Source organism: Verrucomicrobiota bacterium (genome assembly GCA_021413925.1).
Lineage (GTDB): Bacteria > Verrucomicrobiota > Verrucomicrobiia > Chthoniobacterales > UBA6821 > UBA6821.
In genome coordinates this window covers 1-22,291 of record JAIOPL010000029.1, presented here as the reverse complement: position 1 = coordinate 22,291, position 22,291 = coordinate 1, and the positions used below count along the sequence as shown (strand labels likewise).

24 protein-coding genes are annotated in these 22,291 nt (G+C 56.6%); 8 read left to right on the top strand and 16 right to left on the bottom strand.

Going from position 1 to position 22,291, the window contains the following annotated elements; all coding sequences use genetic code 11:
* Positions 1-1,148 precede the first annotated feature (1,148 nt).
* Both K8R57_10890 and K8R57_10885 read right to left on the bottom strand, forming a co-directional pair.
* The gene (locus K8R57_10890) at positions 1,149-2,576 is read right to left on the bottom strand and encodes a tetratricopeptide repeat protein (protein MCE9588803.1); all 1,428 of its coding nucleotides are present in this window, start codon (positions 2,574-2,576) and stop codon (positions 1,149-1,151) included.
* Positions 2,577-2,641: 65 nt separating this feature from the next.
* On the bottom strand, positions 2,642-3,571 hold the full coding sequence (locus tag K8R57_10885) for a hypothetical protein (GenBank protein ID MCE9588802.1): 930 nt from the start codon (positions 3,569-3,571) through the stop codon (positions 2,642-2,644).
* 72 nt (positions 3,572-3,643) lie between these two features.
* On the opposite strand from K8R57_10885, the gene K8R57_10880 reads away from it, so the two are divergent.
* On the top strand, positions 3,644-4,003 hold the full coding sequence (locus K8R57_10880) for a peptide chain release factor-like protein (protein ID MCE9588801.1): 360 nt from the start codon (positions 3,644-3,646) through the stop codon (positions 4,001-4,003).
* 210 nt (positions 4,004-4,213) lie between these two features.
* The gene (locus K8R57_10875) at positions 4,214-5,347 is read left to right on the top strand and encodes an OFA family MFS transporter (GenBank protein MCE9588800.1); all 1,134 of its coding nucleotides are present in this window, start codon (positions 4,214-4,216) and stop codon (positions 5,345-5,347) included.
* On the opposite strand, the gene K8R57_10870 is transcribed toward K8R57_10875, so the two are convergent.
* The 4 genes from K8R57_10870 to K8R57_10855 form a co-directional block, all read right to left on the bottom strand.
* Positions 5,348-6,910 (bottom strand): HDIG domain-containing protein, encoded by a 1,563-nt coding sequence (locus tag K8R57_10870; GenBank protein ID MCE9588799.1) that lies wholly within the window; start codon positions 6,908-6,910, stop codon positions 5,348-5,350. It lies immediately after the preceding gene.
* Positions 6,911-6,921: 11 nt separating this feature from the next.
* On the bottom strand, positions 6,922-7,857 hold the full coding sequence (locus tag K8R57_10865) for a PhoH family protein (protein ID MCE9588798.1): 936 nt from the start codon (positions 7,855-7,857) through the stop codon (positions 6,922-6,924).
* Between the two features lie 156 nt (positions 7,858-8,013).
* A complete protein-coding gene (locus tag K8R57_10860) occupies positions 8,014-8,478 on the bottom strand; it encodes a hypothetical protein (GenBank protein ID MCE9588797.1) in 465 nt (154 codons plus the stop codon).
* Positions 8,479-8,480: 2 nt separating this feature from the next.
* Complete coding sequence (locus K8R57_10855) at positions 8,481-9,236, bottom strand: hypothetical protein (protein ID MCE9588796.1); 756 nt, start codon at positions 9,234-9,236, stop codon at positions 8,481-8,483.
* 158 nt (positions 9,237-9,394) lie between these two features.
* Between K8R57_10855 and K8R57_10850 the strand changes: the two genes are divergently transcribed.
* From K8R57_10850 to kdsB, 3 genes are read left to right on the top strand one after another with little or no spacing between them, the layout of a single operon-like run.
* Positions 9,395-10,402, top strand: a complete 1,008-nt coding sequence (locus K8R57_10850) for a D-glycero-beta-D-manno-heptose-7-phosphate kinase (GenBank protein MCE9588795.1) — start codon at positions 9,395-9,397, stop codon at positions 10,400-10,402.
* A complete protein-coding gene (locus tag K8R57_10845; GenBank protein MCE9588794.1) occupies positions 10,399-10,938 on the top strand; it encodes an HAD-IIIA family hydrolase in 540 nt (179 codons plus the stop codon). The genes K8R57_10850 and K8R57_10845 overlap by 4 nt, the downstream gene beginning before the upstream one ends.
* Before the next feature lie 37 nt (positions 10,939-10,975).
* Entirely contained in the window at positions 10,976-11,734 is a 759-nt protein-coding gene (gene kdsB, locus K8R57_10840) for a 3-deoxy-manno-octulosonate cytidylyltransferase (protein ID MCE9588793.1), read from the top strand.
* A gap of 37 nt (positions 11,735-11,771) precedes the next feature.
* Here the strand turns inward: kdsB and K8R57_10835 are convergent, their stop codons facing one another.
* On the bottom strand, positions 11,772-12,590 hold the full coding sequence (locus tag K8R57_10835; GenBank protein MCE9588792.1) for an MBL fold metallo-hydrolase: 819 nt from the start codon (positions 12,588-12,590) through the stop codon (positions 11,772-11,774).
* Between the two features lie 166 nt (positions 12,591-12,756).
* Positions 12,757-13,710, bottom strand: a complete 954-nt coding sequence (lgt, locus tag K8R57_10830) for a prolipoprotein diacylglyceryl transferase (GenBank protein ID MCE9588791.1) — start codon at positions 13,708-13,710, stop codon at positions 12,757-12,759.
* 81 nt (positions 13,711-13,791) lie between these two features.
* Here lgt and K8R57_10825 point away from each other — a divergent pair, with 81 nt between their 5' ends.
* Positions 13,792-14,028, top strand: a complete 237-nt coding sequence (locus K8R57_10825; protein MCE9588790.1) for a hypothetical protein — start codon at positions 13,792-13,794, stop codon at positions 14,026-14,028.
* A 55-nt stretch (positions 14,029-14,083) separates the two neighbouring features.
* Here K8R57_10825 and K8R57_10820 read toward each other — a convergent pair whose 3' ends face one another.
* From K8R57_10820 to K8R57_10790, 7 genes are all read right to left on the bottom strand, one after another.
* Positions 14,084-14,803 (bottom strand): hypothetical protein, encoded by a 720-nt coding sequence (locus K8R57_10820; GenBank protein ID MCE9588789.1) that lies wholly within the window; start codon positions 14,801-14,803, stop codon positions 14,084-14,086.
* A 95-nt stretch (positions 14,804-14,898) separates the two neighbouring features.
* Entirely contained in the window at positions 14,899-16,098 is a 1,200-nt protein-coding gene (locus K8R57_10815) for a 2-oxo acid dehydrogenase subunit E2 (GenBank protein ID MCE9588788.1), read from the bottom strand.
* A gap of 80 nt (positions 16,099-16,178) precedes the next feature.
* A complete protein-coding gene (locus tag K8R57_10810) occupies positions 16,179-17,156 on the bottom strand; it encodes an alpha-ketoacid dehydrogenase subunit beta (GenBank protein ID MCE9588787.1) in 978 nt (325 codons plus the stop codon).
* Positions 17,157-17,168: 12 nt separating this feature from the next.
* Positions 17,169-18,113 (bottom strand): thiamine pyrophosphate-dependent dehydrogenase E1 component subunit alpha, encoded by a 945-nt coding sequence (locus K8R57_10805; protein MCE9588786.1) that lies wholly within the window; start codon positions 18,111-18,113, stop codon positions 17,169-17,171.
* Between the two features lie 202 nt (positions 18,114-18,315).
* Positions 18,316-18,744, bottom strand: coding sequence for a hypothetical protein (locus K8R57_10800; GenBank protein MCE9588785.1), 429 nt, complete (start codon positions 18,742-18,744; stop codon positions 18,316-18,318).
* A 15-nt stretch (positions 18,745-18,759) separates the two neighbouring features.
* On the bottom strand, positions 18,760-19,383 hold the full coding sequence (locus K8R57_10795; GenBank protein MCE9588784.1) for a hypothetical protein: 624 nt from the start codon (positions 19,381-19,383) through the stop codon (positions 18,760-18,762).
* 64 nt (positions 19,384-19,447) lie between these two features.
* Positions 19,448-20,128: a YggS family pyridoxal phosphate-dependent enzyme gene (locus K8R57_10790; GenBank protein MCE9588783.1), complete on the bottom strand. Its 681-nt coding sequence runs from the start codon at positions 20,126-20,128 to the stop codon at positions 19,448-19,450.
* A gap of 92 nt (positions 20,129-20,220) precedes the next feature.
* Here K8R57_10790 and K8R57_10785 point away from each other — a divergent pair, with 92 nt between their 5' ends.
* Entirely contained in the window at positions 20,221-21,123 is a 903-nt protein-coding gene (locus K8R57_10785) for a LysR family transcriptional regulator (protein ID MCE9588782.1), read from the top strand.
* A 59-nt stretch (positions 21,124-21,182) separates the two neighbouring features.
* On the opposite strand, the gene K8R57_10780 is transcribed toward K8R57_10785, so the two are convergent.
* On the bottom strand, positions 21,183-21,419 hold the full coding sequence (locus K8R57_10780; GenBank protein MCE9588781.1) for a hypothetical protein: 237 nt from the start codon (positions 21,417-21,419) through the stop codon (positions 21,183-21,185).
* Between K8R57_10780 and K8R57_10775 the strand changes: the two genes are divergently transcribed.
* A complete protein-coding gene (locus tag K8R57_10775; GenBank protein ID MCE9588780.1) occupies positions 21,418-22,137 on the top strand; it encodes a polysaccharide deacetylase family protein in 720 nt (239 codons plus the stop codon). The two genes, K8R57_10780 and K8R57_10775, sit on opposite strands and share 2 nt — an antisense overlap.
* The last annotated feature ends 154 nt before the right edge of the window (positions 22,138-22,291 follow it).

The following is a 22,291-nucleotide window of genomic DNA, read 5'->3' as shown; positions in this document are numbered from 1 at the left end:
ACAGAACCTTCCAGCTTTTGAGCATTCATCCTTTTGAGAAAGTTCCTATCCATGAGCTACTTACAGAAACCGACTTCAAATCTTACATGCCTCACAAAAATAACCAATTGATGCTGTGGGACTTATAACCGGACGCTTGTGAATCTTTATCATTGTCTTTGAGGCAATTTTTATCTCAAAGCGAATCGAGATAGCTCACAAAAAGGAGCTTTGGTGGAAGTCCTCTTTAGCAAATTTAGCAACAGCAGCGATAGGCATCATACTTGCCATACCAGCGGCCACGATTGAGGCTTGGTTGTTATTTGGGTGGGGGTCACAAAAGCAAATCCATCCTACCTTGTGGTGGGTGGCCTGTATTCTATATGGAGTTGTGCTTCATTGGACTGTCTGGTTGCTTTGCTACCATATCTCTTGGAGGACAGAAGCATTTATTCTAGCTCGCTGCCTCTCTATCAGCGGCAACGAAGAAAACCTGAGGATACCAGTCAGAAATGCCCATAGGTGGTCATACGGGTTTTTCGCACTCATTGTACTCCTTGGATGTATTAATAATGCCAGCATACTATTTCTTTCAAATTAAAGGTCGGTCGAACCAATTACTGGAGCGAAAAACCTTTGGTGATCGCCTTGCCTTTTTCCCTCCGTCACAAAAACGATCGTTTTTTAAGCAACTCCATGTGGAGTTGTTTTTGTGAACTATCACCGACTCTAAAATCGTCTCAGAATCTAAGGCTCAAAAACCGACGAACCCCCCGAGCTCAAGGCTTGGAAGTTTCGATGCACCGCCAGGCCTGCAAGCGAACCAAGCCTCTGGGAAGAGGCGCGGAGAAGTTTCTGTAGGAAAACCCGAAGGGCGGCACGGCTTTGCGGGAGCAAAGTGCCGTTCAAGCTGTAGAAAAGGCGCGTGGGAACGCGGCTTAGTCATTCGAGGGGTAGGCCGAGAAGTCTTCGGATCAGTAGATCCGAGGATGCCTGATCGGGGACGATCGGCAGACAAATCCTACTCCGTGCTTTTGACTCACTCGTTCCCACTCGTCTCGCCTTTCAGGCTACCTGCGGCAGTCTATCTCGAACTTTCCCCAGATCTCGATTCAGCACTCGGCGTTGCGAGCGCAGCAGAACGCCGCGGAGCGCGGAAATCCCAAGCCTTAACCCTGGCCGTAGGAGGATTCGACTAGCTGCGCCACATCTCTGTAACCGTAATCGACTTCGTAGATCTGCTTGAAGCATTCGACGGCCTTCTCTGTTTCGTTCATGGACCGATAGACGCTCCCTAGATTGTAGAGCAGGTCCTTCTTGACCGAATCCATCCCGACCAATTCGGAGACGGCATCGGAGAGCGTCTTCGCTGCAAGATCGTTCATGTTGCGGGCCACATAACACTGCCCGAGCTTGCCCATTGCCTTGAGGCGGATGCTAGGGTTCATACGAGCCCTCTGGAAATGACCGATCGCATCCTGCGGTTCCCCCGCATCCATCAGGGCAACTCCCAGATCGAAGTGGGCGATCAGATCCGTGGGATTTCGGTCGACACGCTCGCGTGCCTCCGCGAGGACAAATGATGCACGCTGCTTCCGCAGCTCATCCATCTCCTCACGATAACGGGGAGCCTCGGGATCATCAGGTGATGAGGCCAGATACTCCTCTCGTGCCGTGAAGGCATCGTCGATCTGGCGCAACTGCAGGTCACTGATCTTCCGGCTGATCGTGGTGTCGGCGCCTCCGGAGAGTCCAAGCACGTATCTATACCACTCGAGAGAGTTCTCCAAATCCCCTTTCTGCTCGTAGAGCTCCGCCACCTTGCGGGATTTATCAACACTCTGGGGTTCCGCCTGCACGGCGGCGGAGAGTTCCGCGATCTGGTTGTCGATCATCTCGTCGCTTTTGACGACTCGGGACTGCTGCTCCAGAGAGACGGCCTCCTCCTTGTTCTTGATGAGGTCACGGTAGCTGTCGGCAACTTCCCATCCGCCCTGCTGAACCGACTGGGAGGCCGAGGCGTCCTTGCTACCCTTCATGGCAACCATGTCATTGGGATTGATCGCCAAGAGTTTGTTGTAAAGTTCTACGGCGCGCGCCGGATCTCTTGGCTTTCCGTTTTCATCCCTCTCCATACAGAAGGAGGCGTAGCGGTTTATTTGAACTTTATCCTTGGGATTACCCTCGAGGGTTGTCTCGAAGGCAAAGAAGGCCAGCTCCTTCATGGGTGGATCCCATTTTAGGGCAGCTTCCTGGAGAAAGGTGTTCGCCTGAGCGTTGAAGGGATCATCGGCTAAGATTTCTTCCAACAGAGGGAGGAGAGCCAGAAGATCATCTTTTCTTTTGAGCCCTCCGGCCTTCATAAGAGCCATCGAGGATCCTCCACCAAGACCCGAAAAGAACCCTTTCTTGATCGTCTTTGATTTCTCGATCGCGGCCTTGCGGGCCAGTTTCCTGCCGTCCAAAAAATCGGGCATGCTTTGGAGCAATGTCTGGCAGATCTGGATGACATAGGGGAAGTTCTTCTGCTCCATGGCGCTGACGGCCTTAAGCCAGGACTGCTTCTGCTGGGGAGAGAGATCTTTCTGAGTTTTCAAGGGAGAAAAGAATTAGCAGTACGGCCCTGCTTCCGCAAGTGGCTCAACCAAAGGTTGTCCGAGGATTAGCCAAGGAACGCGGGGGTCACCGCAAGGGAGGCCGAGATCGTCGAGCCCGCGGCAATATGCTGAATCCCTTTCTTCTGCTCGAAGGGAACGGGAGGGTTGTGATCCGGCAATCCCCAGCAAGGTTCGATGCATACGAAGGGATCACCGTTGCTCCAGAGTGTCAGATAGGGAGCCTCGGAGTAATCGCACTCGATGCGATGTCCCAGTGCAGGGGCCTCCAGAACGAAGCGACGGTCGCTGACTCCTTCCAGATCCAAGAGAAAGGAGCCGGGAAGATCCTTTTTCGAGAAAGGCATCTCGCCGCCGGCAAAGGGAATTTCCTTAATAGTCCCGTCGAGGAAATCGCCCGGAGCCATTTCCCTGCGATAGTTGCCGGCCGGCAGAAGAACCCTGGCGCTCTCCAGGGAGCCGACTTCAAATCCGGGATGCCATCCGAAACTCAAAACCACGGGGTGGTTCTCGCAATTTTCAAATTCGAAACGCATCCGCATGCTTCCCTGCGAGATGCCATAGATAAGGCGCATCGCCACCTTGTAGGGATAGGCATCCGCTGGAATCTCCGCGGGATCGACATGATAGGTCATCGTCCCAGTCGCGAGATCGACCTCGGGCTGAGGGAATGCATGACTGCGGACAAACCCGTGGTTCCCCCCCTTGATCGGGTGCCCCTCGCACACCGATTCCTGCTTCCAGAGGCGATGGACAAAATAGCCCATCACCGTGGCGTGGTTGCCCCAGCCCGAAGCGGGCTTCTCCACCTGACCGTCGCGCCAGAGGAAACCTTCCCACTCCCCCTTGCCATTGCGGAGGGCTAAACTCACCGGTTCCGCACCGATCCGGCAGATGATAAGGCGCAGCCCAGTTGTCTCATCAGTGATCTGGTCAAGAGGTCCGGCAACGGATTCCAGGACTTTGTGGGTAAACATGGGAAAAGAATGCATTATGAATTATAAATTATGAAGCTCTAAGGAACTCCAAGAAACCGGCGAATAAATCCCATGGAACCCGTGAATCTCCGCGACGAAGAACTTAAAGAAAGCTTCGCCCGTTCTTCCGGGCCGGGAGGCCAGCATGTGAACAAGGTTTCTACGGCCGTGACGCTTACCCATATCCCGAGCGGCCTCTCTGTGACGGTCACCGACTCACGCAGCCAGAGCATGAACCGGAAGATAGCCAGAGAGCGCCTTTCGGCAAAGCTCACCGAACAAATAATCCTTAGGCGACAAAAGGCTAGGGCGGCCGCAGCCAAGACTCGCCGCAGACTTGCCCCCAGATCCCGCTCTGAGAAGAGAAAGCTGGTCGAGGGAAAGCGTCACCGCTCCGAGGTGAAGAAGGGGCGTTCCCGGGTCAGCGAATGAGTCCCATTAGGAGGATTTGGTACGCCGAAATGTGGAGATTTCATATTTTTTACCCGCCTTTGTTACCTGTGCCCTTTTTCATTTCATCATTCATCCTGCTTACCTCATTCTTGTTCCGTGACTTCCCCCACTCACTTAAACAAAGGCTGGAGCGTTGCGCTGGCAGGACTCGGTATCAACCTCGCCCTAGGAGTGCTCTACACATGGAGCATGTTCAAGGGAGCCATCGAAAAGGATTTTGGTTGGAAGGGCTCCCAACTTAACGACCCCTACGCCCTCTGCTGTCTGGTCTTTGCCTTTTCGATGATCCTGGCCGGAAGATGTCAGGATAAGCTCGGCCCCAGGGTTACAGCTACCATCGGCGGCCTGCTTGTTGCAGTAGGTTTTGCGCTGATCTCCACAACCAACAGCTACGGCATCTGGGTACTCGGCTTCGGGGTACTCGCTGGCATCGGCATCGGCTTCGGTTATTCCTCGGCCACACCCCCTGCGCTGAAGTGGTTCCCCCCCTCCAAAACCGGACTCATCGCAGGCATTGTCGTTGCTGGGTTCGGTCTCGCCCCGCTCTATCTTGCTCCGGCTTCCGATTTCCTGCTGCGACACTTCGGGCTTCTCCAATCGATGCTTTTCTTTGGTGTCGTCTTCGCCGTCATCGTCTGTGGCTTATCCCAGCTGCTGGTAAATCCTCCTGCTGGTTACTCTCATGTGGCGAACCGCAGTACGGGAGGATCGATGGCCTTGCCCTCTCCTGATCTCTCACCCGGACAAATCATCAGAACCCCTTCGTTCTGGCTTCTCTGGGTTCTCTACTTCATCGGAGCTGGAGCGGGACTCATGGTCATCAGCAGCATCAGCGGCATGGCCAAGAAGTCCATGGGCGAGTCGGCCTTCATCGCCGTGGCCGTGATGGCAATTGGCAATGCGGGTGGGCGCATCGTGGCAGGAATCCTCTCCGACAGAATCGGAAGACGCTGGACCCTCATGCTCGTCCTGCTGATCCAAGCCGCCCTGATGTTTGCTGCAATACCTATCACCTCCTCTTCGGGAGGTGCCAAGTATCTCATTGTTCTGGTGGCCACATTCATCGGCTTCAACTACGGCGCCAATCTCTCGATCTTTCCATCCCTCGCTAAGGACCTCTGGGGACTCAAGAACTTCGGAATGAACTATGGCTGCCTCTTCACTGCATGGGGTGTTGGAGGATTCGCTCTCAGCAGGCTTCAGCAGATGCTGAAGGCAAGCAGTGGAAGCTTTGATTCCAGTTTTATCACAGCCGGATTGCTCCTGATCCTGGGCGCCGGGCTCACCTTCCTGATTAAGCCTTCAGAGTCACGTCACTCCTGATCAGTCCTTACCGACAAGAGGTTTATCATCCTTCCGCCGTCCATAGGCGATCCTGCTGTGGTGCATACTGCTGAGACTTGAGACAAGTGAGGCGGCGATCTGTTGGAGCTGGCAAACCGTGACGGGAGCCTCGTCATACTGCCCGTCATCTATCCGGTCCTTGAGGAGATCATGGACGAGGTCGTCCAGTCGCTGGGGAGTAGGTCGCTCCAGACTCCGTGAGGCGCTCTCGGCGGCATCGGCAAGACCCATGATAACAGCCTCCACGGTCTGAGGCTTGGGACCGGGATAACGGTAGCTCTCCTCGCTGACTTTCGGAATATCCTCGGGACGAACATTCATGAGGGAGCCTCCGGCACGGGCATCTTTCTCCTGTTGACGCGCACGCTGGTAGAAATATTCGACAACAGTCGTGCCGTGGTGCTGTTTGATCGTATCGATAACTCGGCGATTCAGTTTGTTTCGGACAGCGAGATCGACCCCTTCCTTAACATGGGAAAGAATGACCAGAGCGCTCATGGTGGGTGTTAATTCATCATGGAGATTCTCGCCGGACGGCATGTTTTCTGTGAAGTACTCAGGCTTCACCAGCTTGCCGATGTCATGGAAGTAGGCGGAAACCCGGCAGAGTGTGGCATTGGCACCAACTTTCTCGGCGCAAGCCTCCGCGAGGTTAGCCATCGCCAGCGAGTGATGGTAGGTGCCGGGTGCCTCGAGGCTAAGTCTTCGGAGCAGGGGATGATTGAGGTCCGCCATCTCAAGCCAGGAAATCTCCGTGGTGATCCCAAAAAGCTTCTCGATCATCGGAAGGGAACCGCTGACCAGAACGGCGGTCAAAATCCCCGTGCCGACGGCAAGAGCGCTTTCGATACCAAGACTCCACCAGTCCGTGGAGGTGAGGCTATCCCAAAGGATAGGACCGATCAGGCCGGACATGACTGCCAGAATCCAGACGGCGATACCTGAATAAAAACCTGCCCTCAGAAGCCTCGATCGGCGGCGGACACGAAGGGTTGAGAGAACGGCTACAAGACCACCGGTGATCGCCAGCAGAAGCAGCACGGGGTCTCTCGTGACATGAAGGACCGACCACCAGAGCGCACCGACCAGACATGCCGAAAGTCCGATCTGGGGCCCCATCAGCACGGAAAGAATTAAAGGCGCAAACGCGTAGGGAAGAAGCAGAGCGACCAGGCGATCATCCAGACGTCCCTCGATTGCCTGGCCTTGCAGAAACTCACCGATCCCGACCTGCAATAGGATCACCCCCAGAAAAAGAGCGAGCGAGGAATTTTTCTTTAAGGACGAATCGTTGCTGACCACCGGTTGGACAACGGCAAGGGCAAGCACAAGGAGAGCGTATAGTAGATGCTTGAGCGGATCGCGCGCATCTCCTGCCAGGCAGAACAGGGCAAGGATTCCTGCCGCTGCAAGGACTATACCAAAACGCAGCAGACGCCCCTCCTCAAGCATGCCGAACATGGTCTCCCTGCTGGCAAGGCGTGACTTCCCGCAACTCATACCCCGGGCGGCGAGCCTCTGTTTTTTTAGGAAACGGAACATGGGATGATTAATCAAATACGGGACTCTTGGAGTCCGCGATGCTCCTTATAGGCAGTGATGATGGCCCTAACCAGAGGGTGACGAACGACATCTTTTTCGCCGAAAAGATGGAAGTTGATTCCCGGAGTGCTTGCCAGTGCGCCAATCGCCTCAATCAGACCGCTCGGCTTGTTCTTAGGAAGATCGATTTGAGTCCTGTCGCCCGTGATCACGCACTTCGAACCGATCCCGATGCGAGTGAGGAACATGAACATCTGCTCGGTGGTCGTATTCTGAGCCTCATCCAGGATGATGAATGCCTTGTTTAGGGTTCTGCCACGCATGTAGGCCAAGGGAGCGATCTCAATGATGTTCCGCTCGATGGCGCGCTGGATTTCCTCAGGTTCCAGCATGTCGTGCAGAGCATCGTAGAGAGGGCGAAGATAAGGCAGTATCTTTTCCTGCAGTTCCCCGGGCAGGAATCCCAAGGCTTCACCGGCCTCCACAGCGGGTCGCGTGAGGATGATCCGGCTTACTTTTTCCGCCTTGAGGGCAGCGACGGCCTTGGCAACGGCAAGGTATGTCTTTCCGGTTCCAGCAGGACCGACACCGAAAGTGATATCATGGGTATCGATGGCCCGGAGGTAATCTCGCTGGGACAGGTTCTTCGGAACAACGGGTGGCTTGCGCGGAGAACACTGAATCCGTTCCTGATAGAGGCCTTCAAGAGGAGAAGGAGTAGAAAGCGGCGAGCAACCATCGGGACCCGGGTGAGCTGGAGGGGACACTGAAGGCTCGGAATGCTCGAGGGCGAAAAGAAACTCATCCCGTCCGATCACTCCCCCCAAGGAAACGACCTGGCGGAGTTCAGCGATCACGTGCCGGGCCTTGGTCACGGATTTGTCATCACCCTGGATCTTCAGCCACCCGTCACGGCTTGTGATGCGAACACCAAAAGCCCTCTCCATGAGTCGAAGCAATTTCTCATCGCCGCCGTACAGAGCTTGCAGGGCACGGGCATTGTCGAATTCCAAAGTAACCTCTTCCGCGAAAGCTGACGCCTTCTTCGGATTGCGGGCAGGACCCTGCTTTCTTTTCTGTAATGGTCTCTTCAACGACAACGGCTACTTATAGCCGTAAACCAACGCCCACGGAGTGCGATCCTCGGGGGATTTGAGGATTTGGACGATGGCAAAAAATGTTCCCGTTGCCTTCGGGCTGACTCTTGCTCCGGCAAAACGTCCCTTCTGCCAGCTTTCGGCATCAACAAGATTGCCGTTGTCGTCGTAAATGTGAACGGAAAGGGTCGCTCCCTTCACATCGGAGGCCATCAGGAACCAATAATTATTTCCCTTGAAGAGTTGCGAGCTGACAGCCTTTTTGTCCCGAACCCCGAGGTCGCCGCCCCAGGCATCCTTACGAATGGAGTATCCCTGTTTATAATAGGGTAGAGCCGCCTCATAGGCGAACGAGAGGGCATCGTCCACCGTGGCGCGGAGCAGGCAGGGTGAGCAGGCGGCGAGCAACATCGCTACCAAAACAAATCGCTGGGTCCGTGCGCCAAATCCACTGAAAAGAAGAAATTTCATGATCAGTTTCCGGTGGTCCCTTCAACAATCTGCTGGTTCACACCATGAGTGAGGTCATGGATTGATTTGACCTGTTCAGGGGTGATTTTATCTCCCCCCTCGTTGACAATAGGGCCGATTTTCCTCAGTACATCCCGAATGCTGGCAACCAGCGGATTCTTCCGGAGTCGTCCTCCCATGGAGCCGATGCAGCGATCGAAATAATTCACCAGCTCGGGCTGATGAAGAAGTTCTATGCCATCCTTGGAAAACCCGCCACTCACGATCGAGGTTAGCACCTCGGTACCCCGGAGCCATCCGCCCAGACTCACCAACTGCGAAAGATCCTGATCGTTGAGTTCCTGCATGGCGCCGCGGACATCCTGCAGGGCACCGTCAAACTCCGCCCGGACACCTCTCCAATCCCGCTGATCGGCCTTGTCTGTGATGCTCTTGCTCCGGGCAATGACCGACTTGCGGACATTGATCGCTTCCGCGAGCGTCAGAACCTGGCGACCGAGTTCCTTCACGCGCTCAGCATCCTCGGCCTCGACGGCCACAAATCCTTCAGCGATCACATTTCCGAGAAGAAGGGCCGTGCGTGCGCGGTCCTCAGGTGTGCGAACCTTGCCGTCACGGAGCTGACCCTTCCAGTTCGGATTGCCGAGTTTGTCGAGAACAGCAAAAATTTCGCTGGGTACCGGCACCACCACTTCCTCAACGGCCGCAGCTGGAAAATCGGAAAGTGAGATCTTCTTAGGAGGAGTGTCTGCCCTCATGATCGGAGGGGAGATTAGAAACAGGCAAGCGATAGCCGTGCTGATTGAAAAAAGATGATTCATCGGAAATTGGGAAAAAATACCCTCGCCGAGAGGGGTCTCGCTATGGAGCATGGGCGAATCGTAGTTCACACGCTTTTGGTTGACTTCAATCTGTAATGGACCGGGAAAGATTACAACACATTCTTGATAAGGCAGCGGCCAAGCGACTCCTCGTTATTGGCGACCTGATGCTGGACGAGTTTGTCTGGGGAAATGTGGGCAGGATCTCCCCCGAGGCACCGGTGCCCATCGTGGAGGTACAGAGCGAGTCCAGCTATCCCGGCGGAGCGGCAAACGTGGCACGCAATCTTCGGGAGTTTACCTCCTCGGTCACCATGCTTGGAATAGTGGGGGTCGATGCCTCCGGTGAAAAGCTCACAGGGCTACTGAGAAACGAGGGGATATCCATTGAGGGCCTCTTCACGCATCCTTCCATCCCGACTATCGTGAAAACCCGGATCATTGCCCAGCGCCAGCAGGTCGTCAGGGTGGACCGCGAACAGCGCATGGCACCTGGTTCGGAAAGGCAGGATATCCTTAGCAAGACACGCCAGCTGGTTGGAGAGGCCGATGCCGTGCTTATTGAGGACTACGGCAAGGGATTTCTCGACCAAGGATTGGTGGATACCGTCCTAGAAGAGGCACGGGACAAGGGCGTGATCGTCACCTGCGATCCCAATCCCAAAAATCCCCTGGAATGGCCTGGCATTGCCACAATCAAACCGAACCGTTCCGAGGCCTTCGCCGCCGCCGGTATTCCACTTTCCTCTCCTGTTCATCCCGTTGAAAACGACGCTGCCCTCATGAAGGTGGGTGAAATCCTTCTCAACCGCTGGAATGCCGGCGCTCTCCTGATCACCCTGAGCGAGCAGGGCATGATGCTCTTCCGCAAGGGGCTGCCGCCTTATCACACGCCGACACGCGCCCGGGAAATATTCGATGTTTCCGGTGCGGGTGACACTTCCATCTCCCTCTACACACTAGGCATCACAGCGGGAGCCAATCCGGAGGAGGCGGCCGAACTGGCCAACCATGCCGCTGGCATCGTCGTGGGCAAACTGGGTACCGCCACCTGCACACGCGCTGAACTGGAAGCGAGTTTCAGGGATCTCGCTGAAACATGAGCGGCGCCCAAGGTCTGCGTCCCGCCCTCTTTGTCGACCGCGACGGAACGCTCATGGTCGAGGTCGACCATTGTCACGACCCCGCAGATGTCAGAGCCTATCCTGGTGCCGCGGAAGTACTCGCTCAAGCACGCTCCTTGGGCTGGGCCGTGATCATGATCACGAATCAGAGTGGCATCGGCCGGGGATACTTTACCGTCGAACAGTTCGAATCCGTGCAGGCGGAGCTTTTCCGCCAACTCAACGGGGAAGTCGAGGCCTCCTACATGGCACCGGACCATCCTGACAACCCATCACCACGCCGCAAGCCGGCACCCGGCATGATCCTCGAGGCGGCATCTGAGCACGGAATTGATCTCAAGCGATCCTTCATGATCGGGGACAAGGGGATCGACATCGAGTGCGGCCGGAACGCGGGCGTGCGCACCATTCTCGTGGAGACAGGCTACGGAAAAGAACATCTTGGCTGCGGGGCCGACTTCATCGCGCCGACCGTCACCGAGGCTGTTCGTCTTGTGCTCGACGGTGACCATTGAATCTTTCAATCGCTGAGTCGTTGAATCCTTTTTGACCATGAGTGCTATCACCTCCAAAACCTCAATCGCCCTCGTTATCCCGGCCCGCTGGGGATCTACGCGATTCCCAGGGAAGTGCCTCCATGCGATAGCGGGAAAACCGCTGGTCCAGCATGTCTGGGAACGTTCTCTCCAAGCAAAAGGGATCTCCGGTGTCCTGATAGCCACCGATGACGACCGGATTGCCGAGGCGGCGCTCAATTTTGGGGCCGATGTTGTGATGACATCGCCCGATCATCCGAGTGGCACTGACCGGATTGCCGAAGTAGCGGTGAGACTCAAGGAAGCGACGCACTTCATTAATGTCCAAGGTGATGAGCCGATGATCGATCCTCTCCTGATATCTTTATTGGCCAAGACTCTGAAGCACGACCCTAAGATCGGTATGATCACCGCGGCGACCCCCTTCACCGATCCCCAGGAAGCCGATGATCCTAACTTCGTGAAGGTAGTGATGGGACGGCATGACGAAGCACTCTATTTTTCACGGAGCAGGATCCCGTATCAGCGCGACGCGAAGGACAAGACAAGCGCTGTAGCACCGCTGCTCCATGTCGGCATCTATGGATACCGCAGGGACGTGTTGCGCAAATTGGTCCGCTTCACCCCAACCCCCCTCGAGCAGTGCGAGAAACTGGAACAACTCCGCGCCCTGGAGAACCGCATCCCAATCCGTGTGGTCATGACCTCCCATCGCGGCTTTGGGGTTGATACGCCCGCGGATGCTGCGCGTGTAGAGAAGATGTTGCGATCCTGATAAGGATCCGAAAGTGAGGGGTCCACCAACCGCTTGCTCAGAGCCCGAACTCGAGTTGATTCCCGCCGGTGAGCGACCAGGCGTCGATGCCGCGACGCCGTAGGTCCAAGGCGAATTGATCGGCATAGCCATGCAGGGTTAAGACACGGCAAGGCTTCACGAGATCGACCATCTCCATCAGTTCGCCATAATCAGCATGGTCGGAGAGGGGAAAGACAGCATCGCATCCGTATCGATAGACAGCCCCTTCATCGAGACCCCAGCCCGTGATCATCGCAACTCTCTTTTCGGTGATTTTTTCGAGCATCGCAGAATTCTTCGTCATGGGGGGACAGATTAGGACATGCCCCGCAATTTGCTCAGGCTCAAAACGCCCATAAGGCGGGAAAACCGCTCCGAGTTCCTCATAAAGACGAGTCATCTGCCAGATAGAGCCGTGCAGCATCACGGGTAGTTCAGACCCCGTGAGTGCGGCCAGGATTTCCTGAGCCTTGCCAAGAGAGTATCCGAGAAGCACGGGCACTGAGCCCTCCGCCAGGGTGGAACGGCAGAATTCCAGAATATGGGCAATCGTTTTTGCGGCCGGGGGAAAGTTGTAATGAGGCAGACCGAATGTCGTCTCCATGATCAGCGTATCGGCCTGGACGCATTGTGCCGCTTCGCTGGAGAGCCCGGGTCGCAGCTTGAAGTCACCCGTGTAGAGCAACCGCTCCCCATCCCGATCGATCAGGACTTGAGCCGATCCCAGAACATGTCCCGCAGGAAGGAGCGTGGCTTTGAAGGATCCGAACTCCCTCTCCTCGCCGTACTTCAGGACATGCTGCACCTTACCACCCGACCCCATGCGAGCTCGCATGAAGCGGGCCGTAGGCTCTGTCAGGATCGTCCTCTGGTGGTGACCCGTATGGTCACTATGGGCGTGGGATATGAACGCGAAGGGGCGCGTTCCCCGAGGATCCAACCAGAGATGATCGCAGCTTGGAAGATAGACCCCCCGATCATAATGCACCGCGATCATGACGTCATGATGATGCGGCCTTCGTGAACCGGTGCGGATAGCTCGGCTTCCAGCGCGCCCAAAGTAGGAAAAAGATCCCGATAAAGATCATGAACAGGGAGAGAAATTGTCCCCTAGTGAGCATTCCAGTCAACGGGGCATCGGGTTCCCTGAAGCATTCACCTAGGAATCTTACAACGGCATAGGCGATGAAGAAAACTCCTGTCAGGACACCATTGGCAAGTCGTACCTGCGTCCGGAGCATCCAGAGTAGAGCGAAGAGGAAGAGTCCCTCCAGTCCCGCCTCCACAAGTTGGGATGGATAGCGCGGAGCGATCTCGACGGCCAGCAGTTCATGAAGCGGTTGAGAAGCGGCCACCCCGGCAATCACCGCCTCGGGAGATCCCAACGAGGGGTCGACGGCAACAGTCTTGGACAGCAACCGGTCGAGATGCTCCGGAGGGTAGATGAGGATCTCTTTCGGAAACTGGACTGCCCAGAAGGCATCGGTCACACGGCCATAGAGTTCGCCGTTGATGAAGTTGGCACATCGTCCGAAAAAGACTCCGACCGGGCCCACCACCACGAGATTGTCGGCAAGATTCCGGAAAGAAAGCCTGTGTCTACGAGCGTACCAGATCGTGTAAAAGGTCAGGCCAAGAATGCCTCCATGACTTGCCATCCCACCTTCCCACACGCGGAAGAAAATCAGGGGATCATGGAAAAACCGGTCGACATCGTAAAAGAGCAGGTAACCGAGACGTCCCCCTAGGAGTACCCCGAAGAGCGCACCCATCGTGATAAAATCCGTCACTTGATCAGGGCGCAGATCGGAATATCCACGCTTCGCAAGATGCTTATAGAGCAGGATACCGACGATGAACCCGGCCAGATAGGCCAATCCGTACCAGCGCAGTCCAAATCCCCCGATGTGGATCAGGAAGGGGCTCAGGTCATGGATATAATAAGCCAGCAGCATGAAAGAGGATCCTTGCGAAGAAGTCTGGAAGGGGCAATTTCTTTGACACGGAATCGGCTAGCACGATTATGCTCCGATATCGTGCAACTTACACTTCCTCCCAACATCCCTGTAGGTATTGGTATTGCTTTCCTCATGGCGCTCTTCCTTACGGGTTGCACCACAGTGGAAAACCGCCGCGATCTCTACTTCCCTCAGGTCGTCGAAGGACCTTACACAAGAATGCTCCACAGGGGCATCCCGAAGCAGAAGGTCCAAACCATCACGCTTCCCAAGGAGACCGGCGGCAGCAAGAACGTGATCAAGCCTCAGGGATAACCAAGTGTTGGGGGAAAGAGGCCGGACTTCCAAGGAACCCGGCCTAAGGAACCACTTACTGAGCCATCGGGATCGCTGAAGGCGAGGCTGATGCTTTTCCCTCTCCTCCATTCTCCGGGTGAAGTTTTTCAAGGATGGGCTCCACAGAGGGATCTGCCTTGATCATCGCATCATGCATTGCTTGGCGCATGGATTCCTCCGCCGCATGTCTCGCCTCGGGGGTCGTAGTGCCCTGCTTCGCTTGCTTGGCCGCAATGACGGCAGGATCGTTCTTCACCTGCTCATGGAGGGACTTGAGTTGCTGGCGCTCGCTCTCCGTGAGATTGGCCATTCCCGCAGGTTCATGGCGACCAAGATGTTGCCATGCATTGGCATTGGTTGAAGAGGAAGGAGAGGCAACTCCGCTCTGACTGCTTGGGCCACCTTGGCCACTCTCGTGTTTTCCTGCCCGTTTTGGAGGCATCATTTTAGCGAGGATAGGCTCGACGGTTGGGTCGACTGCGATCATCGCATCATGCATGGCTTTTTTGGCTTCCTCCATTGCTTGATGGGCAGCCTTCATTTTTTGATCTAGCTCAGGGTCCTGCTGGATCGCCTTGTCATGGGCAGCTTTAGCCTGGGCCCGTTCCGTGTCGCTGAGATTGACCATCGGACCATGACCACCTGGAGATGGCGGAGCAGGAATTTGGTCCGGGGCGTTGGTATTCTGAGCCTTGAGTGAAAGGGGTAAAAAGCCAAGAAGCAGCGCTATGAGCAATGGTTGTGTTTTCATCATGGGGAATAACACCGCGATTTCACAAAAGTTGCGAATTTTCGCGGAGACCCCTTTTTTAGACAGGCAAGGGATTTGGGGCCTTACACGATAGCGAACTAAAGCTCTTCCGGAGTGCCGAGGAGGTTCGATACGCGCTGAAGAAGTCTTCCTGCTGCGCCCCCATCGAGAACACGATGGTCGAAACTAAGAGTAAACTGTGCTTCCGTCACTGGAACGAACGCCTTCTTCTCCTGATTCCAGAACGGAGTAACCCGGCCCACCCCGATGCCAAGCAGGATGCTCTGTTCCGGCAGGGGAATCGGTGTCGCCATGGTAAGCCCGAAGACGCCGTAATTGGTGATCGTCGCGATGGAGCCCCCTGTATCGGATCCGGGAAGGCGCCTAGCACGGGCAAGTTCGACCAGGCGATTGTAGCGTTCGACAAGATCCACAAGAGGCGACTGATCGGCATGCCTGATGACAGGGACAAGAACTCCGTCCTCCGCCTCCACGGCAAATCCGATGTCGATGGATCGCGGGTGAATCACCCGGTCGCCGATGAGACGCCCTGCCACGGTGGGCATTTCTGAAAGAGTGATAGCCAGGGCTCGAAGTGCGTAGAGAGCTGGTCCCGCCTTCACGGCCTGAAGCTTGCGGTGGGCAAGTAGGATGTCGAGTTGGACAGGCAGGACCACGGTTGCAAGCGGTCTGGTCCAACTGCGACGCATGGCATCGGCCACAGCCACTCTCATGGAGGAGGCGGGGGAAATAGTGTTCCTCTCCAGATCCTGCAGGAACCTCTCCAGATCGTCGATCGTGACACGACCTCCGGCACCACTGCCAGCGACGCCGGCAAGATCGGCCGCATGAAGACCCAACTCGGCCATGCGGGCCTTCATTCGCGGGGAAAGGAAGCTCGCTCCTCCCGCGTGGGCGGGCACAGGAAGACCGCTGACGGTCGGTTCCACAGCTTTTCTAGAGGGCTTGATCGACTCCGCCTCGGCTGCTCCCGAAATGCCGGCAGCTTTTTTCTTCTTTGGCTTTTCCACCGGCGCGGGAGGAGCGTCGTTCAGTCCAAGTCTTTCAGCATCCTCTTCGCTGATTTCAAGATAGCCGAGTGTAGCTCCGACGGCGTAACTCTCGCCGATTGTCGCACTCAGTTCACGGAGGATACCGCCACAGGGAGCGGTGACACCCATCACCGCCTTGTTGGTCTCAACCTCGAGCAGATCCTTGTCAGCCTCCACACGGTCGCCAACCGCAAAGGTAACACGCACGATTGTTGCCTCGGCGATCGACTCACCAAGTTGGGGCATGATGATCGGGAGGAGATTGGGTGAGGCGGGTGACGGGAACATGGGTGTCTGCGGTTCGGGTGGGCGATGGACGATAAAAGTTAGAGTTCCAAAAGCTGCCTCAGGGAATTGGCCACGGAGGAGGCCGTCGGCCGATGGGTTCCCCAGAGGGCGGGATGATAAGGAACAGGCGTCTCCTTCGCATTGAGCCGCTGCGGGGGGGCATCCAGAAGACCAAACCCCTCGGTGGCGACACGCGCGATGACCTCTGCAGCAACTCCTCCCCAGGGCCATGCCTCCCCAACCACAAGCAGACGTCCTGTCCTGGCAACGGAGGCAAGGATCGTATCTGTGTCAATCGGACGTACCGTCCTGAGATCCACGACCTCGATGTCATAACCGTCCTGAATGAGCTCCTCGGCGGCAGCCAATGCCTCGTGAACCATGGCGCTGTAGGCCACGATTGTCGCGTCCCTACCGGGGCGTGCGATCCGCGCTTTTCCGAAGGGAAGCGCCTCACCGACTGTTGCAGGGAGACTCTCCGCCTTCAGATGATAGTAGAGGAACTTATGCTCACAGAATATCACCGGATCCTCCAGTTCGACGGCCTCCAGCAGCATCGTGTAGGCATCCTCGACGGTCGCAGGAGTCATCACGACTAGGCCGGGGTAGTGGGCGTAGATAGCCTCCATGCTCTGACTGTGGAACGGACCGCTTCCCGGCGTTCCTCCGCTAGGAAGCCGCACGACGATGGGGCAGGGTGTTCCGGTGCGGTAGTGGAGCGTTGCGGCCTGGTTGACAATCTGGTTGAAACCGCACGTGGAGAAGTCTGCAAACTGCATCTCAACGATGGGTCTCATCCCCTCGACTGCTGCCCCGATGGCAAGTCCCACCATGGCATCCTCGCTGATCGGAGCATCCAGAACCCGGCCCGGAAATTCCTTAGCCAGATTCTTTGTGGCCTTGAATGCCCCGCCAAACACACCGATGTCTTGCCCGTAAATGAAGACCCTTGGGTCCTCCTTCAGAGCCCTCTGCTGCGCCAGGCGTATGGCTTCAAGATAGGTGATGCTGCTCATGGGTTCTCTGGGCTAAGGATTCCGGCCAAGGGAAGGGGAGGCAAAGGCATTCCAATCCTCCTCAGCGGGATCCGGAGCAGGTTCCCTCATGACTTTGGAGGCAGTCTCCTCGACTTCTTTCTTGACGGCGTCGTGCCAGGAATCGGCTTCCTCCTCGGACAACCATTCCCTCTCGATGAGCGACTGCCTCGCGAGTTCCAGACAATCCTGTCCAAGCGGTGATTTCTTCACGGCCTCGGGGATGTAGGAGGCATCGTCGTGCTCACCATGCCCGACAAGCCTGAGAAGATCAGCAACCACCAACTGGGGGCCTTCTCCCCGACGGGCTGCGGTGACCGCTTCGCTAATCACTCCAAGACAATCGACGAGATCGGTGCCTACGGTGCGGTGGCCTGCCACGCCGTATCCAGTGGCCTTGGAAAGAAGATCAGAACAAGCAAACTGACGATTGTTGGGCGTCGAATAAGAATACTGATTATTGGCCACCACGACAACAAGCGGGAGGTTCTCAACCGCCGCCATATTCATTCCCTCATGGAAGCTTCCCGTCGAGGTGCCTCCTTCCCCGATGCAGGTGGCACCCACGACACCCTTCTCACCGCGAAAGCGCTTAGCCACAAGGCCACCGCAGACCGTGGAGACCATGGCCCCTAGGTGGCTGATCATCGCGTGATATCCCTCCGAGGGGCGTCCCCGGTGAATGTTCCCGTCGCGTCCCCGCATGGAGCCTAGGGAGGAGCCGAGATAGGTGCGGAGTGTGTCTAGAATGGTATCGCCGAAGGCAAGCCTTCCCGCCTGATCGCGGATGAGCGGAGCATAGATATCGCCCCGGCGAAGGTGAACTCCCAGCGCTACGCTCAAGGCCTCCTGCCCCCGTCCGAGGAAGACACCGCCTACGATTTTTCCGGAACGGCAAAGCGCGGCCAGCTTTTCCTCGACAAGACGGGCCTCCAGCATGGTGCGGTACGCACGCCGCGCTAAATCGCGATCCCCAGTACCGGCCGAGGACCCTTGGGAACTCTTTGTCTGGGACCTTTTGGTCTTCGGTGACTTGGCCGCGGGCATCGGATGAAGCTATCCTGAAGTCGGAGAAATTAGGAGCATTTTATCGGTGCGACGATCGGTGTGACCAAGCCGACGCTAATGCCAGATAATTTCCTCAGGGAAGGGATTTCCAAAGAAGAATCAGGAAGACCGCCAACACCGCGCAAAGCATCAGGAATTGTATCCGCGATCTGCGCTGCTCCGAAAGGGTCATACGGCGCGTCCCGTTGGCCTGCCGAAGCGGGGCATGGCGCTTGTCTTGGGGACGACCGACATGATCGGTTGCAGTAAGAACAGCGAGCTTATGGATCCTCTCCCGCTGCTTGCGCTCACGCTCCTCGAGCTTCTTGGGAAGCTCCTCCACCTTCCTTATCATCTCCTCCTCGAGCTTCCTGAGCCTGAGCTCCTGTTGCCGGATTTCCTCAAGATCCTTCTCGAGACGCTGGCGATCGTCGTTAATCGGAGCCTTCGCTTTCGGGCGCAATGGCGATTGTCCCGCTGGGCGTGGACGGACATTGCGGCGGCCGGGAGAGGGAGTCGGCATGAAGATAAGGACGACTTATTTGGGAGCTGTCAGCAGATGCCAGATCCAGACAAACAGGGCGGTCGTGCCGAGAATCAAGAGTGGCAGCGTGAAGGCTAGTCCGTTCTGAAGCCAGTAAGCGAATCCCTGCTCATCATCCCCACCCTCGTGGAAGAGCGCTCCGGCCTCGCCGTTCAACCCGGTCTCAGGATCCCCGATGGGAGCTATCTTGGCGTGAGAGCGGGCATAAGCTGCACGGGCCTCGTCGACGGTGCCGAGAGCACGGGTCAATTCGCGAGGCAGGTCACGGCCGTTCCATGACTTGGGTTCGATCTCTTCAAGGTTGTGAAGATGCTCCGCAAAGGAATCCTGAATGGTGTTGAGCTGTTCAAGACGGCGCTGGGCTTCCTCGGTCTCACGTTGGACCAGAATGATGGAGCGACCGAGTTTATCGGCGATCTCATTGCGTCCGCGCTCCAGTTCCTCCTGGCGACGAGTCAGTTCCTCAAGGCGCTCCTTCTCCTTTTCGATCTGATCCTGGCGCTGGCGCAGCTGAAGAAGTTCGGATTGCGCCCTCTTAACCTGATTCTGGAGTTCCTCAGCAGAGGGGTTTTGTTCGAGGTCCAGCAGCTCGTCGTTTTCTTCGTGAAAGTCTGACATGACCACTATGGGTAGCGTAGCGCTATCTTTTTGACCCGAAAAATCTTCAATTAGGCGGATTTTTTTATCGCTTCCCGAATATGGCAGACCCCACCCTGACTAGTGTGGCCCCCTCCTCAACGGCCACTTGATAATCTCCACTCATCCCCATGGAAAGCGTTCCGAGGGGAATCCCCGCCTTTTCGGACATCCGATCCCGCAATTCCCTGAGAGAGGCAAAGTAAGAACGCGACGATTCGGCTTCCGGCGCAAGCGGGGCCATCGTCATGAACCCCTCCACCTGAACACGCGGCAGGGCAAGAAGCACCTCCAGATCTCGCTCTAAGATCTCGGGTGAAAAACCATGCTTACTTCCCTCGCCCGAGACATTCACTTCGAGCAGAACGCGCGGGTGATGCCCCGTCTCGCCGGCAATCCGGTCGATGTCCTTGGCTAAGTCGGTCGAGTCGACTCCGTGAATCAATTGAAATAAGGGCAATGCCTTTCGGACCTTATTGGACTGGAGATGCCCGATGAGATGCCATTGTAGGCGCCCCGGGAGATTCGGGATCTTGATCAAAGCCTCCTGAACACGATTCTCACCGAAGATTTCCTGCCCGGCTTCCACGGCTTCACAAACGACATCGGCCGGGTAAGTTTTGGAGACTGCAATCAACTCAATCGTCGACACATCGCGGCCGGCACGATGCGCCGCGGTGGCGATATTCGCACGGACGGATTCGAGGTTTTCAGCGATGGAAGGCATAGTTTTACAGTCGGTTGTCGGCAGTCAGGGTCAGTGAATAGGAAGTGGTTTTTGCCTTGGGATTCATCACCTGATCACAGCAGACTCTGCCGATGCATATCGAGGGATTCAAGGTCTTCTGCGATCTCTGTGACACGGGAAATTTCTCCCGCGCCGCCGAAGCGAGCGGTATCACGCAGAGCGCAGTGAGCCAGCAGGTGCGGGCCGTGGAAAAACACTTCGGCGTACCGCTGATTGACCGCAGCAGGAAAACCTTCCAAATCACTCCCGAAGGGCGTGTCTATCTCGAGGTCTGCCGAGACATCCTCAACCGCTATGAGAGCCTTGGGACACGCTTCCGTGTTGCGCGGGGAGAACTCGGAGGCAAGCTACGCATCGCCAGCGTCATCAGTATCGCCCTTCACAATCTCCCGCCCCTGCTCAAGCAGTTTCGTAAGACCCATCCCGGGGTCGAGGTCAACGTCGACTACCGCAAAGCCGAGGAGATCTATGAGACCATCGAGGATGGACGCGCTGACCTCGGACTCGTAGCTTATCCCAAGGCCCGGCCGGGCTTGCGCGCCATCACCTGCTGGCAGGAACGACTAGTCCTCGTGATGCCTCCGGGACACCCTCTCTCGGGCAAGAAACCTCTGGGGCTCCAGCATCTCGACGGCCAACGCTTTGTTGGACTCACGCCGGACATCCCTACCCGCCAGTATCTTGACAAAACGCTGAGGGCAGCCGGAGTGCGGGTCTCCTATGTCGCGGAGGTGGAGAACATTGAGACCGTGAAGGGCGCCGTGGAAGCCGAGCAAGCGATTTCGATCATTCCCGAGACCTCCGTACGCCAAGAAATCAAGCAGGGCACCCTGACCACACGTCAACTCGATGCGGAACGGATGTGGCGTCCCATGGGCGCTGTCACTAAGCGGCCGATGCCTAAAAAACCGGCTATCCTCGAGTTCCTGAGCCTTCTCACCCCCCGGGCCAGTGCGCTAATAAGCGTTGTGTAGGCCAATGCAACAAACAGCTTCTAGGGATATTTCCGCGCGTGCATCTTCGGGAATTTGTGTCAGTTTCTGATCATCATGCTCCGTCGATCCATCTCCAGCTTACTGCCCATGGCTTTAGTGATTCTCTCCACGGCACTTGCCTCCGCCCAGCAAAGAAGTCTCTCCACGTCGCCTTGGACCTCACCTGCGCCGATCCTAACCACATCGACGGTCGCTCCGGCAACGCCTGCGCGGGTTTCAACTAATCCGATCGCCGCACCTACTACATCTTCCGCCGTGCCTCCGGCTATGGCCATGCAAACGCCCCAGGAGCTCCCCTCCCAAACCGGCGAACGCACCTCGTATAATTCGATCCGCGTCGATGGTCCCTATATAGCCATGACCTTCGACGATGGACCGAGCGCTGTGCTGACCCCACGCCTTCTCGACATCCTCAAGCAGCGTAACATCAAGGCCACCTTCTTCGTCCTCGGCCAGCTTGCGCAGGAGCACCCCGAGATCATTGCGCGCGCCATTGCCGAGGGCCATGAAGTCGCCAACCACAGCTGGGATCACAAGGCGCTGAACAAGCTCGGCGAAGGCGGTCTGCAGCACGAACTGGCCGACACCTCCGCGACGATCACCAAGACCACTGGCAAGCCGGTCACACTCATGCGCCCTCCTTACGGCGCCACCAACCCGCGCCTCAACAAGGCGATCGAGAAGGAATACGGCATGAAGGTCATCCTCTGGTCGGTCGATCCCTTTGACTGGAAGCGGCCCGGCCCCCAGGTCATCACTCAGCGCATCCTCGCCGGAACGCAACCGGGATCCATCATCCTCGCCCATGACATCCACCCCGACACCATCGCGGCGATGCCTGCAACCTTCGACGCCCTTCTCGCAAAGGGGTACAAGTTCGTGACCATCTCCGAATTGCTGGCGCTGGAGAGCAAAAATCCCGCTCCCGCAGCTTCTCCCTCAGCTTCTCCCTCGGCCCAAAAAACCAGCAGATCGAAGAAGAAAGCGGCCTAAGTAATTTTTTCCCCGCGGAGCAACTGTGGTTTTTAGCAAGGGGCGAGTTGTGATTTTTTGATGAGGCATTGGAGGTGGATGAGGAGCTTGCGCATGGCTGCGACGATGGCGCATTTGTAGGGTTTTCCCCTGTCTCGAAGACCTTGGACATAGG